We start from the raw sequence: 16429 nt of genomic DNA, 5'->3' as shown, positions 1-16429 counted from the left end.
ACTGACACACCCCACGATGTCGACCCTGAGCGATCTGCTCGCCGAACACACCGACCTGCCCGGCGAGGCCGTCGACCACCTCCAGCGCGTCGTCGGCGAATGGCAGTTGCTCGCCGACCTCTCCTTCGCGGACGTTCTGCTGTGGGTCGGAGCGGACTCCGCGGCCACCAATCCGACCGGCACCGTGATCTGCGTCGCGCACTGCAGGCCCACCACCGCGTCGACCGCATTCCCGGAGGACGTCGTCGGGACCGTCGTGTCGGAGTCGGAACACCCGCAGGTGCTGCAGGCGCTGCTGGAGGGCAACGTCGTGCGCCCCGAGGACGGCGGCGGGCACGCGGGTCTGCCGCCGCGCGGCGACGCGGTCCCGGTGCGGTGGAACGGCGAGGTGATCGCCGTCCTGAGCCGCGACACCAACCTGTCGCACCAGCGGGCGCAGAGCCCGCTCGAGGTCGCGTATCTCGACTGCGCCGAGGACCTGTGCCAGATGATCAGCGACGGCACGTTCCCGATCCGTGAGGCCCGCTCGGACACCAACTCGAGCCCCCGCGCCGGCGACGGCTTCATCCGCCTGGACACCGACGGCAGCGTGGTCTACGCGAGTCCGAACGCGCTGTCGGCGTACCACCGGATGGGTCTGAGCTCGGACCTGATCGGCCAGAACCTCGCCGCCACCACACGATCACTCGTGACGGATCCGTTCGAGTCGCAGGAGGTCGCCGGATACATCCGCGACACGATCGCCGACAAGCCGGGCCGCCGGATGGAGATCGAGGCCCGGGGAGCGACCGTCCTGCTGCGGGCCCTGGTACTCAAACCCGGCGGCAAGCGGGTCGGCGCCGCCGTCGTCGTGCGGGACGTCACGGAGGTGAAGAGGCGGGATCGTGCCCTGCTCAGCAAGGATGCGACGATCCGCGAGATCCATCACCGGGTGAAGAACAATCTGCAGACCGTGGCGGCGTTGCTGCGGTTGCAGGCCCGCCGCACCAACAACGAGGAGGCACGTCAGGCGCTCAGCGAATCGGTGCGCCGCGTCACGTCGATCGCCCTCGTGCACGACACGCTGTCGATGTCGGTGGACGAGGAGGTGAACCTCGACGAGGTCGTCGACCGGCTCGTGCCGATCCTGTCCGACGTGGCGACGGTGAGCACGCCGATCAAGGTCCGCCGGGAGGGCAGCTTCGGGGTGTTCTCCGCGGAGCGGGCCACACCGCTGGTGATGGTGCTGACCGAACTCGTGCAGAACGCGATCGAGCACGCCTTCGAACCGGGCGCCGCGGGCACCGTCACCATGAGGGCGGAACGGTCGGCGCGCTGGCTGGACGTCGTGATTCACGACAACGGCAGGGGACTGCCGCCCGGTTTCAGCCTCGAGCGGTCCGACCGGCTCGGTCTGCAGATCGTCCGGACCCTGGTGGCCGCCGAACTGAACGGTTCGCTGGGTCTGCACCCGGGGGCGGAGGGTGGAACGGATGCCGTGTTACGCGTACCGCTGGGCCGTCGTGGACCGCGGTACTGACCGGCGGGCAAGCAAAAGGCCCGGCACCATGTGGTGCCGGGCCCGTCTCCTTCTGAAGAATCAGACGGTGGTGCGTGCACGCGTCCGAGCGTTCCGGCGCTTGAGTGCGCGACGCTCGTCTTCGCTCATGCCGCCCCACACACCGGCGTCCTGGCCCGACTCGAGTGCCCACGAGAGGCATTCGGCGGTCACCGGGCAGCGGTTGCAGACAACCTTGGCATCAGCAATCTGCGCGAGAGCCGGACCGCTGTTGCCCACAGGGAAGAACAACTCGGGGTCTTCGTCGCGACAGATTGCCTTGTGGCGCCAGTCCATCCTTCTGCTCCTTAACTGGGTGCGTCGTGCACCGTTTCGTCTTCATGAGTTCATGTGTGCGTAGAGAATGTTTCCGCACTGTTGCTTGTGAATGCTTTCACGAACTGGCGGGATGTCAATAGAAAACCGCCGCACCGTGGGGGAGCTCACGTAGTTAGGCTGCCCTTTTGAGGCGCGCCGTCCTTTTTACCTCGCGCCGGCGCTTCCCGCTAGGTGAAAACGGGGATTCTCGAGAATTGCTCAGGGTCGCGGCGGCGCGACGACATCCAGCGCGTCGGGCACCGACACGAACTCCACCACGTTGCGAAGTCCGATGTAGTCGCCGTCCATCTGCAGTCCGATCGGCTCCGACGCGGAGATCCGCACGCACGGCACGTCGTCGACCCGGACGAGTTTCTTCGCCTTCGGGCGGGTGCCGGGGGTCAGCAGCTGGCGGGCCACCCGCAGAGTGGTGAGGATCGCGGTGGATCGCATCGCGAACACACCGAGGCCGGTGTCGTAGGTGGTGTCGGGATTGGTGTGGACTTCCCGCTTGTTCAGATACGTCCAGGGACTCGCGTTCGACACGAAGGCGTAATGAACGCCCTCGACCGGATCGCGATCGGGAACCTCGACGGTGAGGGTCGGCTCCGCGTACTTCGACCGGAAGAACACGCGCACCGCCGCGCGGACGTATTGCGCCGGTGTGGCGGGGCGCCCGTTCTTGCGGTGCATGTCGACCGCCTCACAGACCTGGGCGTCCCAGCCGACGCCCGCGTTGAACGTGAACCAGCGGTGGTCACAGTGGGCGAGCCCGATCCTGCGCCGCTGCCGGTGGGAGAGGAGATCGATGAGCTGGTTGGTGGCGTCCACCGGGTCGGGAGCGATGCCGAGCGAGCGGGCGAACACGTTCGCCGACCCGCCGGGGACGACGGCGATCGGGGGTATCGGCCCCACCGTCACCGCGCTCATCGACTTCGGGTCCGGGGTGCCGAGCAGCCCGTTGACCACCTCGTTCACGGTGCCGTCGCCGCCGTGAACGATGATCAGGCCCATCCCGTCGACGCAGGCCTGCTGCGCCAGTTCGGCGGCGTGGCCACGGTGCGTCGTGTGCGCGACCGTCAACCGCACCCGGCTCGACAGCGCGTGCGCGAGCAGGTCCCGCCCGGCCGGGGTCGTCGATGTGGCATTGGGGTTGACGATCAGCAGCGCGCGCACGGGGCCCAAGCCTAGCCGGGGCGGCACGTGTCACCGTCCGAGGCCGCCGGCGGCGGGGTGTTCTAGGCTGGCCGACGTGCCGAAGCCGTCTCTCAGCAAGTCCACGCCCACCACGGTCCGCGCGGCGGGCGCCCTGGTGTCGCTCGAGGGCGCGGTGGCGGTCGGTGTCGCCGTGGTGCTGGTGGTCCGGGGGCTGCTCGGGCACGACCAGAGCGTCAGCAGCGGATACGGCACCGCCGCCTGGTTCGCCATTCTCGGTGGCGCCGTGCTCGCGGCCGGGCTCGCCCTGATCTTCGGCAGGCGCTGGGGGCGGGCGATCGCGATCGTCGCCCAACTGCTGCTGCTTCCGGTGGCGTGGTCGCTGCTCACCGATTCCCACCAGCCGTTCTTCGGCGTGCTGCTCGGCGTCGTCGTGGTGGGAGCCCTCGGGTGCCTGTTCAGCAGCCCGACGTCGAAATGGATGGCCGCCGAGTACGGCCAGGAAGCCGGCGCCGACAACCCGTCCGAGCGCTAACTCACCTCGGACGCGAGGCGGCCGAGCGGATCCCCGGTGAGCCGGTACGTCGTCCACTCGTCCTGCGGTCGCGCGTCGAGGGACTCGTAGAACGCGATCGACGGCTTGTTCCAGTTGACCACCGACCACGACAGCCGCGTGTAGCCGTTGTCGACGCACTCCTTCGCGAGCGTGGCGAGCAGGGCTTTGCCGTGACCGGAACCGCGTTCGGACGGGCTGACGAACAGGTCTTCGAGATAGATGCCGTGCGTTCCGTCCCATGTGGAGAAGTTCCGGAACCACACCGCGATCCCGACGACCCGGTCGTCGTCGTTCGTCGCGACGTGGGCGAACGTGGACGGCTGCGGACCGAACAGGGCGTCGTCTATCTGGTCGGCGGTGACGGTGCACTCGTCCCGGGCCTTCTGGTATTCGGCCAGTTCGTAGATCATCGCGGTGATCGCGGAGACGTCCTCGGGTACTGCGCGTCTGATCATCGGGCACCTTCCGTCGTCACGTTGTGGCTGATCACCTGTTGCGCCCCGTGCTCGAAGCCGAGGACGGAGTACGCGCCCGGCGACATCGCGAACCGGCGCCCCTCGCTGACGGGAAGCTCCGCCCAGCGCGCGATGAGCGCGCGGGAGAAGTGGCCGTGCCCGACGAGGATCACGTCACGGTCGACCAGTTGGGAATGCGCGACGGACAGGACGAGGTCGCAGCGGGTGTGCACCTGCTCGGCCTGTTCGCCGCGCGGGCACGGGTGCGTCCACACTGTCCAGTCCGGCACCTGCTGCCGGATCTCGGGCGTCGTCATGCCCTCGTAGATCCCGTAGTCCCATTCGGCGAGCGCGTCCCAGGTGCGCTGGATCTTCAAACCCGCCAGTTCCGCCGTCTCCTGGGCGCGTTGCCGCGGGCTGACGATGACGAGGGGGTCGCGTAGCGCGAGGGCGTCCATCGCCGGGCCCACCTGCCGTGCCTGGGATTCACCCAGTTCGGTGAGGTGGACGTCGGTCCGGCCGGTGTGTTTACCCCAACGGGCCCATTCCGTTTCGCCGTGCCGGAGGAGGACGATCCGACGGCCGCGCGGCGAATCACTGGGTGGCATCCATCCATCATGTCAGTCAATCTGCGTGTATGGCTCGCCTCCGGCGACGAAGTAGGTAAGGATCGAGCCGTGACAACGGTTCTTGCAGTGGCAAATCAGAAGGGTGGGGTCGCGAAGACCACCACGGTCGCCTCACTCGGCGCAGCTCTCGTCGGGCTGGGCCAGAAGGTTCTGGTGGTGGATCTCGACCCGCAGGGGTGCCTGACCTTCTCCCTGGGGCACAACCCGGACCGCCTGGACGCCTCCGTCCACGAGGTGCTGACGGGTGACCTGGGGGCGCGCGAAGCGGTGATCGACACCGAGGACGGTGTCGCGCTCCTGCCCGCGACGATCGACCTCGCGGGCGCGGAAGCGTTGCTGCTCATGCGTCCCGGTCGTGAGTTCGCCCTCAAGCGCGCTCTGGCGCCGCTGCTGGACGACTACGACACGGTCATCATCGACTGTCCGCCGTCGCTCGGTGTGCTCACGCTCAACGGGCTCACGGCGGCGCAGTCGGTACTGGTTCCGCTGCAGTGCGAGACGCTCGCGCACCGCGGTGTGGGGCAGTTGCTGCGGACGGTCACCGAGGTGCAGCAGATCACCAACCCCGACCTGGTGCTGCTCGGTGCGCTGCCGACGCTGTACGACGCGCGCACCACCCACAGCCGGGACGTGCTGTCCGACGTGTCCGACCGCTACAACCTGCCGGTCCTCGCGCCGCCGATCCCGCGGACGGTGCGGTTCGCGGAGGCGACGGCGTCGGGTGCGACGGTCCTGGCGGGGCGCAAGAACAAGGGCGCCCAGGCGTACCGGGACCTGGCCGAGAACCTCGCCAAGCACTGGGCGGGATCCGAGCTCGCTACGTTCTCGCCTGGAAGTGGCGAGTAAGTTCCTCCGGCGTGGGATTCCACGCGGCGGGCCAATCCTGTTGGCGTAGCTGGGCATCCGTGCCCCCGTCGGCGAAGACGACGCTTCCGCAGAACAGTGTCGACCCCGGTCCGAGCAGGAATTCGACGAGCGCCGCGATCTCGTCCGGGCGTCCGCGCCTGCCGAGCGGCACCGGATAGAAGTCCAGGGCCTTGGCCAGTTCGGGGTCGAGGTCGTCCCCGCTGGTCATCGGCGTGTCGATCATGCCCGGGGCGATCGCGTTGAGCCGAATTCCGCTGCCGATCCATTCGGGCCGCACCGCTTCTCGCCGAACCCACCAGGCCAGCGCGAGCTTGGACGCCGGATACGCGGGAATGGCGGTCACCTCGTCGCCGATGCGCACCGCCTCCGCCTCGTCGCCTCGCAGGCACGCCGTCACCAGATTTTCGGGAACTCCGGGCTGGGTGGTGGTGCTGCTCGACGAGATCACCACCACCGAAGCGCCGTCCGCGCGCTCGAGGGCGGGCTTCAGGGCCGTCACGAGTTCCACGGCCCCGAAATAGTTGACGGCGATCAGCTTGCCGCCCGGGACGTGGGACAGCGATCCGAGTCCGGCGCAGCAGACGAGGCCGTCCACGACGCCGCCGCTCCTTTCGGTCACTGCGGCCGCCGCCGCGGCCCGGCCGCCGGGGGTCGACAGGTCGGCTGTCACGTCGGTGTGGCCGAGGTCGACGCCGATGACGGTGTGGCCGCCGGCCTCGAGGGTGTGGCGGCTCGCCGCCCCGATGCCCGAGGCCGCGCCGGTGATCACGTAGGTTGCCATGCCGTGAATTAGAACACGTTACACCGCGCAGCGGGTGGGGACTTCGGCCTCCGGTCCGTGCGCCGCGGAATCCGCGTCGGCGTAGTGGGCGCGCAGTCCCGTGACGCCGGGTGCCCGGTCCTCGCGCAGCACGAACCGTTCGTCGTAGTCGCCGCCGTTCTGTGAGCGGAAGGGCAACGGCGCGTCGGTGAACAGGCCGGACACGCGATCGATCACGCGGGCCGCGACGCCGGGGTAGTGCTCGGCGCGCAACCGGTCCGCGCTGTCGATCAGGACCGGGGGCAGCACGGACATCCCCGTGTACCAGAAGATTCCGTGGTGGATGGGGAACAGGACCTCGTCCATCTGGCCGTTGATTCCGCGCGGGCCTGCGCTGTCGGCGCTGCCGCCGAAACTGACGACGGTCATCGCCCGCTTGCCGGCGAGGGTCCCCTCGCCGTACCGCCGGGTGGAGCCGTCCTCGCGGCGCACCCCGTATCCGTAACCCTCGACGAACACCCGGTCGAACCAGCCCTTGAGGATCGCGGGCATGCCGTACCACCACAGCGGGAACTGCACGATCACCGCGTCGGCCCACCCGAGTTTGCGCTGTTCGGCGAGGATGTCGGGGGCCAGGGTGCCCTCGGTCAGTGCCTGCCCGGACCGCGCTCCCACCAGGAGGCGGCCGCTCGGATCGTGCGCGAAGTCGTCCGCGGTCACCACCGGATTCCATCGCATCTCGTACAGGTCGGAGGCCCGGATCTCGTGGCCGGCGCCGCGCAGTGCCGCGAGGGCATCACTGCGCAGTGCCGCATTCAGGGACTTCGGCTCGGGATGTGCCGACACCCAGAGGATCTTCATGGTCCACCTCTCGCTCGGTCGCCGTCGACCCTTCCGATCATGGATCGGCGTACGTCGCCGCACCAGTGGCCGGTGAGACACTATGTGAAATAATCGGGCCATGTCCGAATCGAGCGGCGAACGGCCCGCGCGCCGCCACCGCGTCGTCGTGTTCGTGCGCGACGGCCTGCTTCCCATTGAATTCGGAATCGTCCACCGACTGTTCGGCGAAGCGCGATCGCGGGACGGCGAACCGCTGTACGAGGTCCTCACGTGCGCCCTCGAGCCCGGCATCGTCCGGACCGACACCGACGTGACGCTGTCGGTCGAGCACGGCCCGGCGCTGCTCGGCACCGCCGACACGGTCGTGGTACCGGCGTCCGATCAGGATTACGAGCCGCCGGAGGACGGCGGACTGCCCCGCCACCTGGCGGACGCCTTCGCGCACATCCGGCCGGGCACCCGGGTGGCCTCGATCTGCACGGGATCGTTCGTTCTCGCCGCCGCCGGCCTGCTGGAGAACCGGCGAGCCACGACGCACTGGAAGTCGGCGGACGCGTTCCGGAGGCTCTACCCGGACGTGCACCTCGACCCCGGCGTGCTCTACACCCACGACGGCACCGTGCTCACCGCCGCCGGTGTCGCATCCGGAATCGATTTGTGCCTGTACATGATTCGTGTCGACCACGGTGCGTCGGTGGCCAACGAGGTGGCGCGGGGAACGGTCGTGCCGCCTCATCGCAGCGGCGGTCAGGCGCAGTTCGTCACCGCGCCCGTCCCGGAGGCCGACGGTGCGTCGACGTCGGGCGCGCGGGCACGGGCGCTGGCCCGCCTCGATCAGCCGCTGTCGCTGCGGGAACTGGCTGCGGGGGAGTCGATGAGCGTGCGCACGTTCACCCGTCGATTCCGCGCCGAGACGGGGATGTCGCCGACGCAGTGGATTCTCGAGCAGCGGATCACCCGCGCCCGTGAACTGCTGGAGAACACCGACCTGCCGGTCGACGACGTGGCCGGGGCCGCGGGATTCGGCACCGCGACCTCCTTGCGGCAACACCTCGCGCGCACCGTCGGCGTCTCACCCTCCGCGTACCGCGCCACCTTCCGCTGACGGGCGCACGGTGTGCCCATTCGTCCAAGAGCGGGGGAGCGTCCGGCGCTAACGTTCGGCGCATGACGGTCTCGGACACACCTCGCAACAACACGCTGACGATGCGGGCTCAGCCGCTCCTCGCCGTCGACGACGTCGAACGGGCAGGCGAGTGGTACCGGAAGGTCCTGAACGCACGCAGCGGTCACGGTGGGCAGGACTACGAGCAACTCCTCGTCGACGGGCACATGATCCTGCAACTGCACCGACTCGACGAAGGCCACCACCACGGCCCCCTCGGCGATCCGTCACTCGCGCGCGGAAACGGGGTGGCGATCTGGTTCGAGACGACCGACTTCGACGGCACCGTCGCGCGGGCGCGGGAGGCGGGAGTCGACGTGGTCACGGACGTGCACGTCAATCCTAATGCGGGACATCGCGAGATCTGGCTCCGCGATCTCGACGGCTACCTCGTGGTGTTCGCCGAACCCGCCTGAGCGGCGACCTCAGCGCAGCGCCACCACACCGTCACCGCGCTGTTCGAGCACGACGTCGCCGGCCACCGTCGTGGTGATCGGCCCGGTCGTGGTGTCCCGCGCGACCGGGATCGTGCGCAGCAACGCGCCGTTCGACAGATCGAGCACGGCGATCCCGGATTCCACCGGAACCAGCAGGTTTCCGGCCATCACGGCGCCGGGGCCGAGAGCGCCCGGGAAGGTCCAGCGGGGAACGAGATCGGACGCGCCGAACGAGACGACATCCGAACCGGTCCACCAGGTGACCACCGAACTGCTCGCGGACGTGACCGGATCAGGTCCGATCTTCAGGGCGAGCGCGTATTCGGACACGGCGTTGCCGGTGCCGTCGAACAGGCCGATCCGCGGTCCGGTCGTCCTGCCCGCGGGCAGGTAGACGGCCGTGGTCTCGCCCGACACCCCGAGGATGCGCGCACCCTCGACGCCGGCGTCGACACCCGCCAGGACGCTCGACCCGTACTCCTCGGGTTCCTGATTGTCCTTGGGCGAGGGGTTCATGACCGTCAGACGATCGGCCACCTCGCCGGGGCAGCGCTCGAGCACGGACAGCCTGCTGCTGCTCGAACCGGCGTCGATCAGCGTGCATCCGCTGCGGGGTTGCTTCTTGGGGTTCACCGGCGCGTCCACCCGCCCGTACTCGACGGTGCGCACGAGGTCGGAGCGCCACAGTTCGAGACGGCGGTCGCCGCGGGACGCGACATAGGTTCCGTCGGCCGTCAGCGTCACCGCGGGATCGGCGTCGCTGTTCCGCTGCGCCAGACGCTCACCGGTGCCGCCGTCGAGTTCGGTGACCTGAGAGCATCCGCGGTCGTCGCGGTACACGGCCACCACCTTCTCCCACGACGCCGTCACACCGCACAGGTCGAGATCACGCTCGTACCGCCACAGCTCGGCGCCCGACATCCGGTCCCGGCCCACGACGTCGCCGCCCTCGGCGGTGACGACAGCACCACCGACGACGAGGGGCGCTGTGGCGGAACTGACGGAGTCCCAGATCGGGCTCAGTGTTTCCGGGACCGTCAGGGCCGTGACGAGCGCAGGCGGCGGCTCGGCGGCGGTGACCGAGGTGGTGCCCCGGGCATCGCTGCGGAACCACACGACGGTGAGGGCGACCACGACCGCGACGGCGATTCCGGCGGCGACGACGAGATCGGCGCGTGAGCGCCGCTCAGGTGCGAGCACGGTGGTTGGTTACTCCGCGTTCGTCGCGGCGGCGCCGACCTTCGTGGTCCGGCGGCGACGGCGGCGGCGGGGCTTGGAATTCTCGCCGTCGGCGTCCGTGCTCGGAGCTGCCGATTCGGGTGCGGTCGGCTCCGGCGACTTGGGGCCCACCGAGTCCGCGGGACGGCCACCACGGGTGCGGCGACGGGTGCGGGTGCGTGCCGGACGCTCCGTGCGCTCGGCCTTCTCACCGTTGTCGGTGTCGGTGTTCTCGCGCCGCTCGGTGTCGGTGTTCTCGCTCTGTGCGGGCGCAGCCTTCTCGACCCGGGGGCGCTTGATCGTGCCGGTCGCCTCGGCCGGGATCGACAGTTCCTCGTACAGGTGCGGGGAGCTCGAGTACGTCTCGACCGGATCCGGGATACCGAGGCCGAGAGCCTTGTCGATGAGCTGCCAGCGGGGGATGTCGTCCCAGTCCACGAGCGTAACGGCGATGCCGGTACGCCCCGCGCGGCCGGTGCGGCCGATCCGGTGGACGTACGTCTTCTCGTCCTCCGGGCACTGGTAGTTGATGACGTGCGTGACGTCGTCGATGTCGATACCGCGGGCCGCGACGTCCGTCGCGACGAGCACGTCGATCTTGCCCGAGCGGAACGCCTTGAGTGCCTTCTCGCGGGCAATCTGGTTGAGGTCGCCGTGCACGGAACCGACGGCGAAACCGCGCTCGGCGAGTTCGTCGGACACCTTCTGCGCGGTCCGCTTGGTGCGGGTGAAGATCATCGTCGCGCCGCGGCCGTCGGCCTGCAGCACGCGGGCCACCATCTCCGCCTTGTCGAGCGCGTGAGCCCGGTAGATGTGCTGGCTCGTGCGGTCGTGGACCGCCGAGTCGTCGGCCTGCTCGGCGCGGATGTGCGTCGGCTGGGTGAGGAACGTGCGGGCGAGCGTGATGATCGGGCCCGGCATGGTCGCCGAGAACAGCATCGTCTGGCGCTTGTCCGGCACCATGTTCAGGATGCGCTCGATGTCGGGCAGGAAGCCGAGGTCGAGCATTTCGTCGGCCTCGTCGAGAACGAGCACCTCCACCTTGCCGAGGATCAGATGGCCCTGGTTGGCGAGGTCGAGCAGACGGCCGGGGGTGCCCACGACGACGTCGGCGCCCTTCTGGAGCGTCGCGATCTGGGTCTCGTACGGGCGGCCGCCGTAGATGGCGAGGACCTCGAGGGGCTTGTTCTTCTCGCCCTTCAGGTACTTCGCGGCGCCCTCGAGGTCCTTGGTGACCTGGATGCACAGCTCGCGGGTGGGGACGATGACCAGCGCGCGGGGAGTGCCGTCGAGCGCGGCCGTCCCGGTGGTGCCGGAGGAGATGCGGTGAAGCAGCGGGACGCCGAAACCGAATGTCTTGCCCATGCCCGTGCGGGCCTGACCGATCAGGTCGTCGCCGGCGAGGGCGAGGGGGAGCGTCAGCTCCTGGATGGCGAACGTGCGCTCGATGCCGATCTCGTCGAGAGAGCGGACGATCTCGTCACGCACTCCGAGTTCGGCGAAAGTGGGGGCGACGTGTGTGGAGTCGAGTTGCGCCGACAGCGTGGTCTCGGTGGCGTCGTCTTCATGGTCGACAGTGATCTTGCTCAGGGGTCTGGCCTTCCTCGTAGCTGCACGCACGCACGAGGTAAGGGCCAGGCCGCTGGTCGGCCCGATTTCCCAGTCGACGCTCGTCGATGTCCTCTTCCGAGTCGATCCTGCCTCTGCCTCAGCGCAGAAATCGAAGATTTCGGCGAGGCGCGGCTGGGACCGTCGATCAGGTGCGCGCACATTATCGGTGGGAACCGCCGATCGGATCGTGATCGATCATCACTCGAACAGCGTTCTCTGCGGAGACGAACGTGGTGACGAGCGGTTGCCCACGATCATTGTAGCCGGAGAACGCTCCACAACTGGTTACGCATGGCAAACATCACTGCTCGACGCATTAGGCTGTGGCGCCATGGAGCCCAACACCCCTGCATCCACTGATTCCACGATTCCCGCTGATCACCCCGGCGTCGGTGAACTCTTCGCGGTCCTCGCATACGGCGAGATCTCCGCGTTCTACCGGCTGTCCGAGGACGCGCAGATGGCGCGGACCCTGCAGGGCAAGGTGGCGCTCGCGAGCATGGCGGCCGCCGAGATGGGCCACTTCGAGATGCTCGAGAAGGCGCTGACCGCGCGCGGCTTCGACATCTTCGAGGCAATGGATCCGTTCGTCCGCGCCCTCGACAACTACCACGCGTCCACCACCCCCTCGACGTGGCTCGAGGCGCTGGTGAAGGCGTACGTCGGTGACGGGATCGCCGCGGACTTCTACCGCGAGATCGGGCACTCGCTGCCCGCCGAGGTGTCGCGCACCGTCGAGGAGGTGCTCTCGCAGACCGGCCACTCCGAGTTCGTCGTCCACGAGGTGCAGCAGGCGATCAAGGCCAGCAACCGCGACAAGGACCGCCTCATGCTGTGGGGCAGGCGACTGCTCGGCGAGGCCATTACCCAGGCGCAGTTCGTCCTGGCGCAGCGGGAGGCGCTGACCGAACTCGTCATCTCCGCGTCCGGCGACCTCAACGGCGTCGTCGCACTGTTCGACCGCATGCAGGAGATGCACGCCGAACGCATGGCCGTGCTGGGCCTGGTCTAGGCGGCGCCGGTTTGCCGGTGTTCGCTCAGGGCACAGCCCACAGACGCGCACCGGCGGCGGCCACTGCATTAGCCTGGCCAGGACAGCTGATGTTTCTCGGAGAGTTCGGAGGTTGACCGTGGAGGTCAAGATCGGTGTAATCGACAGCCCGCGTGAGCTCATCGTCAGCAGCGAGCAGACCCCGGACGAGGTCGAGACATTGGTCTCGGGCGCCCTCACCGGTGGCGACGGGATCTTGTCCCTGGAGGACGACAAGGGGCGTAAGTACCTCATTCAGTCCAGCAAGATCGCCTACGTGGAGATCGGCCCGTCCGATATCCGCAAGGTCGGATTCGCACCGACGAAGTGAACGCAGTCGGATTCGTTCCGACCACGTGAACACACGAGAAAGGGCCCGCAGTCGAATCGACTGTCGGGCCCTTTCTCGTCGGTGTCAGCGCTGTTCGGGATGCAGCGGTACGCGGGACAGACCGCCCCACGCGAGCGTGACCGTCGTGTCGACCGCTTCTTCCTTCGGGATCGGGCGCGCCGCCTCGAGCCAGTACCGCGCGGTGAACTGGCTGGCGCCGACGAGGCCGACGGCGAGGATGCGGGCCCGGTAGGGGTCGAGACCGGAGTCGTGGCTGACGAGGTCGAACACGGCGTCGACGCACGCCTCGGTGGCCTGCTCGACGCGGCTCTGCACCTGCGGCTCACCCATGAGGTCGGACTCGAACACGAGCCGGAAGCCCTGCGAGTCGTTGTCGACGAAGTCGAAGAACGCCTGCACCGCGGCGCGGACACGCTGCTTGTTGTCGGTGGTCGAGCGCAGCGCCTGCCGGACACCCGAGATCAGGCTGTCGACATAGCTCTGCAGCACGGCCACGTACAGCTCGAGCTTGCCGGGGAAGTGCTGGTAGAGGACGGGCTTGCTCACACCGGCGCACTCGGCGATCTCGTCCATACCGGCAGCGTGGTATCCGCGTGTGACGAAGACCTCGCTGGCTGCGGCGAGTAGCTGCAGTCGCCGGGCGTCGCGGGGGAGTCGCGTGCTGCGACGGGCCCCGGTGCCCTTTCCGGTGTTGGCATCGCGATCGGAGTTCGTCCGATCCGCGAGTTCAGTCATAGCGCTTCCAATCTGCACAAGTATTCCGCGTCACATTCTGTGTAACTGTGTGAACGATACCCGCGCGTAGTGAACCGTTCATGGTGGACTCGCAGGACTCGCCCGGTCAAGGATATTGCCTGTCCGGTAACTGGGATACCGCAGGGGTTCGGGGCACCTGGTGACCCGGGTAGCCGCGACGTTGCGGGCCGCATCCACGTGACACGCCGAATGACCTGCGGACGATGCACTGGGACGAGGCGGTGCCGGACTGTGAGATTCTGGGCTGCGTGACTGACCGAGGAGGACCGCGTGTTCGCGGCCGGGCTCCCCAGAGCTCCGAGGACGGGGAGCGACGATCGCGAAGCATCGACCAGCGTGACGTCGGTCCCCGCGCTTCGCAGTCGGCACCGCAGTCGCAGTCGCATCAACCGCTCCGCGCGCAATGGGACCCGACGAGCCGCGAGGTGGGCCGTCCCCGCAACCCGCGCCCCGAGCGGCAGGCCCGGAAGCAGAGCCGCATCGGCCGGTTCGTCTCCACCTACGGTTGGCGGGCGTACGCGATCCCGATCCTCCTGGTGGTCACCGTGCTCGTCGTGGTCGACGCGGTCCGGGACACCGGCGGCGGCGAGACGACGGCGGAGACCGATTCCCCCGGATTCGGCACTCTGTCCCGCGACACCGACGGTTCCAGCGTCATCGGGGTCCCGCCGGAGGCCGACGGAAACTTCGCCGCCGAACTTCCCTCGGGCGCGTTGCCCGAGGGTGGTCCGTTCACGGCGGTGGGCGCCGGCACCTGGCACGTGGTTCCCGGCAACGGGGCCAAGGTCGGGCAGGGCACCGAACGTGAATTCACGTACAGCGTCGAGATCGAGGACGGCGTCGACACGTCCGGATTCGGCGGCGACGAGTCGTTCGGCCGGATGGTCGACCAGACGCTGTCGAATCCGAAGAGCTGGACGAAGGACCCGCGGTTCGCCTTTCGCCGCGTCGACCAGGGGGATCCCGACTTCCGGGTGTCGCTGACGTCGCAGATGACCATTCGCGAGGCGTGTGGCTACGACATCCAGTTGGAAGTGTCCTGTTACAACCCGGGCATCGACCGCGTCGTCCTCAACGAGCCGCGCTGGGTGCGCGGCGCCATCGCGTTCCAGGGCGACATCGGGTCGTACCGGCAGTACCAGATCAACCACGAGGTCGGGCACGCCATCGGCTACCAGGACCACCAGCCGTGCGAGACCGAAGGCGGCCTCGCGCCGGTGATGATGCAGCAGACGTTCGGGACGGCCAACAACGACATCGCCCAGCTCGACCCCGAGGGCATCGTGCCGATGAACGGGCTGACCTGCCATTTCAATCCCTGGCCCTTCCCGCGGGCATGAGTCTGGACCGGTCCCGCGCGACTGCGGGCAGGAGGGGAAGAATGGACCCTGTCGGGGCGTTGAAGTCAATGCTGTCCGACACATCGGAAGCCGTCGCGCAATCGTCAGGAGTGGGCCGTGTCGCTTGACCGTTCTGTGAAGACCACCGAGGCGCTGCCGCCGCTGGTGGAACCGGACGCCGAACTTTCCCGCGACGAGGTGGCGCGGTACAGCAGGCACCTGATCATCCCCGACGTCGGCATGGCCGGCCAGAAGCGCCTGAAGAACGCGAAGGTCCTCGTCATCGGGGCGGGTGGCCTCGGCTCACCGGCCCTGCTGTACCTCGCGGCCGCGGGGGTCGGGACCCTCGGCATCGTCGAGTTCGACGAGGTCGACATGTCGAACCTGCAACGCCAGGTGATCCACGGACGCTCCGACGTGGGCCGTCCGAAGGGCGAGAGCGCGCGCGACTCGATCCGCGAGATCAACGACAACGTCGACGTCCGGTTGCACGAGTTCCGGCTCGAGCCCGACAACGCCGTCGAACTGTTCGAGCAGTACGACCTGATCCTCGACGGCACCGACAACTTCGCCACCCGGTATCTCGTCAACGACGCCGCCGTCCTCGCGCACAAGCCGTACGTGTGGGGCTCGATCTACCGCTTCGAAGGCCAGGCGTCCGTATTCTGGGAGGACGCGCCGAACGGCCGCGGACTCAACTACCGCGACCTGTACCCGGAGGCGCCGCCGCCGGGCATGGTGCCGTCCTGCGCCGAGGGCGGCGTGCTCGGTGTGCTCTGCGCGTCGATCGGCTCGATCATGGCCACCGAGGCGGTCAAGCTGATCACCGGCATCGGCGAATCGCTGCTCGGACGGCTGATGGTCTACGACGCGCTCGACATGACATACCGCACCATCGCGTTGCGCCGGGATCCGGCGCGGACTCCGGTCACCGAACTGATCGATTACGACGCGTTCTGCGGGGTGGTGTCCGACGAGGGGCAGGCCGCGGCGGCCGGTTCGACGATCACGGCCACGGAGCTGCGCGACCTCCTCGACTCCGGCAAGGAGATCGAACTCGTCGACGTGCGCGAGCCCGTCGAATGGGACATCGTCCACCTGCCCGGTGCGGTGCTGATCCCCAAGGACCGCATCCTGTCGGGGGAGGCGCTGTCGGAGCTTCCGCAGAACAAGCCGATCGTGCTGCACTGCAAGACCGGCGTCCGGTCGGCGGAGGCGCTGGCAGCGCTGAAGAAGGCCGGCTTCTCCGACGCCACCCATCTGCAGGGCGGCGTGATCGCGTGGGCGAAGCAGGTGGACACGAGCCTGCCCGTCTACTGACCACTGCCTGTCTGCCGGCCCGGTCGCGGCGTGATTGACGTCTTCGGGCCAGCGCGCCTTGCGCTGTCACCGGCCCACCC

General features: G+C 68.6%; 18 protein-coding genes. 9 read left to right on the top strand and 9 right to left on the bottom strand.

The window, feature by feature from the left end; genetic code table 11:
- Positions 1-16: 16 nt before the first annotated feature.
- Positions 17-1519 (top strand): sensor histidine kinase, encoded by a 1503-nt coding sequence (locus BLV94_RS12615; RefSeq protein ID WP_072937643.1) that lies wholly within the window; start codon positions 17-19, stop codon positions 1517-1519.
- Positions 1520-1579: 60 nt separating this feature from the next.
- Here the strand turns inward: BLV94_RS12615 and BLV94_RS12610 are convergent, their stop codons facing one another.
- Both BLV94_RS12610 and BLV94_RS12605 read right to left on the bottom strand, forming a co-directional pair.
- Positions 1580-1834: a WhiB family transcriptional regulator gene (locus tag BLV94_RS12610; RefSeq protein WP_005240099.1), complete on the bottom strand. Its 255-nt coding sequence runs from the start codon at positions 1832-1834 to the stop codon at positions 1580-1582.
- Positions 1835-2074: 240 nt separating this feature from the next.
- A complete protein-coding gene (locus tag BLV94_RS12605; protein ID WP_072937644.1) occupies positions 2075-3031 on the bottom strand; it encodes a diacylglycerol/lipid kinase family protein in 957 nt (318 codons plus the stop codon).
- 76 nt (positions 3032-3107) lie between these two features.
- Here BLV94_RS12605 and BLV94_RS12600 point away from each other — a divergent pair, with 76 nt between their 5' ends.
- The gene (locus BLV94_RS12600; protein WP_072937645.1) at positions 3108-3545 is read left to right on the top strand and encodes a hypothetical protein; all 438 of its coding nucleotides are present in this window, start codon (positions 3108-3110) and stop codon (positions 3543-3545) included.
- Here the strand turns inward: BLV94_RS12600 and BLV94_RS12595 are convergent.
- Both BLV94_RS12595 and BLV94_RS12590 read right to left on the bottom strand, forming a co-directional pair.
- Positions 3542-4021 carry a GNAT family N-acetyltransferase gene (locus tag BLV94_RS12595; protein ID WP_072937646.1) on the bottom strand — a complete coding sequence of 160 codons (480 nt, stop codon included), beginning with the start codon at positions 4019-4021 and terminating at the stop codon, positions 3542-3544. The two genes, BLV94_RS12600 and BLV94_RS12595, sit on opposite strands and share 4 nt — an antisense overlap.
- Positions 4018-4629, bottom strand: a complete 612-nt coding sequence (locus tag BLV94_RS12590; RefSeq protein WP_072937647.1) for an acid phosphatase — start codon at positions 4627-4629, stop codon at positions 4018-4020. The genes BLV94_RS12595 and BLV94_RS12590 overlap by 4 nt, the downstream gene beginning before the upstream one ends.
- A 69-nt stretch (positions 4630-4698) precedes the next feature.
- Between BLV94_RS12590 and BLV94_RS12585 the strand changes: the two genes are divergently transcribed.
- Entirely contained in the window at positions 4699-5496 is a 798-nt protein-coding gene (locus BLV94_RS12585; RefSeq protein ID WP_072937648.1) for a ParA family protein, read from the top strand.
- Here the strand turns inward: BLV94_RS12585 and BLV94_RS12580 are convergent.
- Both BLV94_RS12580 and BLV94_RS12575 read right to left on the bottom strand, forming a co-directional pair.
- A complete protein-coding gene (locus BLV94_RS12580) occupies positions 5468-6298 on the bottom strand; it encodes an SDR family oxidoreductase (protein ID WP_072937649.1) in 831 nt (276 codons plus the stop codon). The genes BLV94_RS12585 and BLV94_RS12580 overlap by 29 nt on opposite strands.
- Positions 6299-6316: 18 nt before the next feature.
- Positions 6317-7138 carry an NAD(P)H-dependent oxidoreductase gene (locus BLV94_RS12575; RefSeq protein WP_072937650.1) on the bottom strand — a complete coding sequence of 274 codons (822 nt, stop codon included), beginning with the start codon at positions 7136-7138 and terminating at the stop codon, positions 6317-6319.
- 100 nt (positions 7139-7238) lie between these two features.
- On the opposite strand from BLV94_RS12575, the gene BLV94_RS12570 reads away from it, so the two are divergent.
- Together BLV94_RS12570 and BLV94_RS12565 are read left to right on the top strand one after the other, a co-directional pair.
- Positions 7239-8225, top strand: a complete 987-nt coding sequence (locus tag BLV94_RS12570; RefSeq protein ID WP_072937651.1) for a GlxA family transcriptional regulator — start codon at positions 7239-7241, stop codon at positions 8223-8225.
- Between the two features lie 62 nt (positions 8226-8287).
- Positions 8288-8701: a VOC family protein gene (locus tag BLV94_RS12565; RefSeq protein ID WP_072937652.1), complete on the top strand. Its 414-nt coding sequence runs from the start codon at positions 8288-8290 to the stop codon at positions 8699-8701.
- A 9-nt stretch (positions 8702-8710) separates the two neighbouring features.
- Here the strand turns inward: BLV94_RS12565 and BLV94_RS12560 are convergent, their stop codons facing one another.
- Together BLV94_RS12560 and BLV94_RS12555 are read right to left on the bottom strand one after the other, a co-directional pair.
- Positions 8711-9922, bottom strand: coding sequence for an Rv3212 family protein (locus tag BLV94_RS12560; RefSeq protein ID WP_072937653.1), 1212 nt, complete (start codon positions 9920-9922; stop codon positions 8711-8713).
- A gap of 9 nt (positions 9923-9931) precedes the next feature.
- Complete coding sequence (locus BLV94_RS12555) at positions 9932-11560, bottom strand: DEAD/DEAH box helicase (protein WP_072937654.1); 1629 nt, start codon at positions 11558-11560, stop codon at positions 9932-9934.
- Between the two features lie 322 nt (positions 11561-11882).
- Between BLV94_RS12555 and BLV94_RS12550 the strand changes: the two genes are divergently transcribed.
- Together BLV94_RS12550 and BLV94_RS12545 are read left to right on the top strand one after the other, a co-directional pair.
- On the top strand, positions 11883-12563 hold the full coding sequence (locus BLV94_RS12550) for a ferritin-like fold-containing protein (protein ID WP_015890118.1): 681 nt from the start codon (positions 11883-11885) through the stop codon (positions 12561-12563).
- A gap of 118 nt (positions 12564-12681) precedes the next feature.
- A complete protein-coding gene (locus BLV94_RS12545) occupies positions 12682-12912 on the top strand; it encodes a DUF3107 domain-containing protein (RefSeq protein WP_015890119.1) in 231 nt (76 codons plus the stop codon).
- Positions 12913-12996: 84 nt separating this feature from the next.
- Here the strand turns inward: BLV94_RS12545 and fasR are convergent, their stop codons facing one another.
- Positions 12997-13668 carry an HTH-type transcriptional activator FasR gene (gene fasR, locus BLV94_RS12540; RefSeq protein ID WP_015890120.1) on the bottom strand — a complete coding sequence of 224 codons (672 nt, stop codon included), beginning with the start codon at positions 13666-13668 and terminating at the stop codon, positions 12997-12999.
- Positions 13669-13892: 224 nt separating this feature from the next.
- On the opposite strand from fasR, the gene BLV94_RS12535 reads away from it, so the two are divergent.
- Positions 13893-15029 (top strand): DUF3152 domain-containing protein, encoded by a 1137-nt coding sequence (locus BLV94_RS12535; protein WP_083395562.1) that lies wholly within the window; start codon positions 13893-13895, stop codon positions 15027-15029.
- A 135-nt stretch (positions 15030-15164) separates the two neighbouring features.
- Positions 15165-16349 (top strand): adenylyltransferase/sulfurtransferase MoeZ, encoded by a 1185-nt coding sequence (gene moeZ, locus BLV94_RS12530; RefSeq protein WP_072937655.1) that lies wholly within the window; start codon positions 15165-15167, stop codon positions 16347-16349.
- Positions 16350-16429 lie beyond the last annotated feature (80 nt).

This window comes from Rhodococcus koreensis (assembly GCF_900105905.1).
In the GTDB taxonomy this organism is placed as follows: Bacteria; Actinomycetota; Actinomycetes; order Mycobacteriales; family Mycobacteriaceae; genus Rhodococcus_F; species Rhodococcus_F koreensis.
The sequence above is the reverse complement of the archived record's forward strand: the minus strand, read 5'-3'. Positions and strand labels throughout refer to the sequence as shown.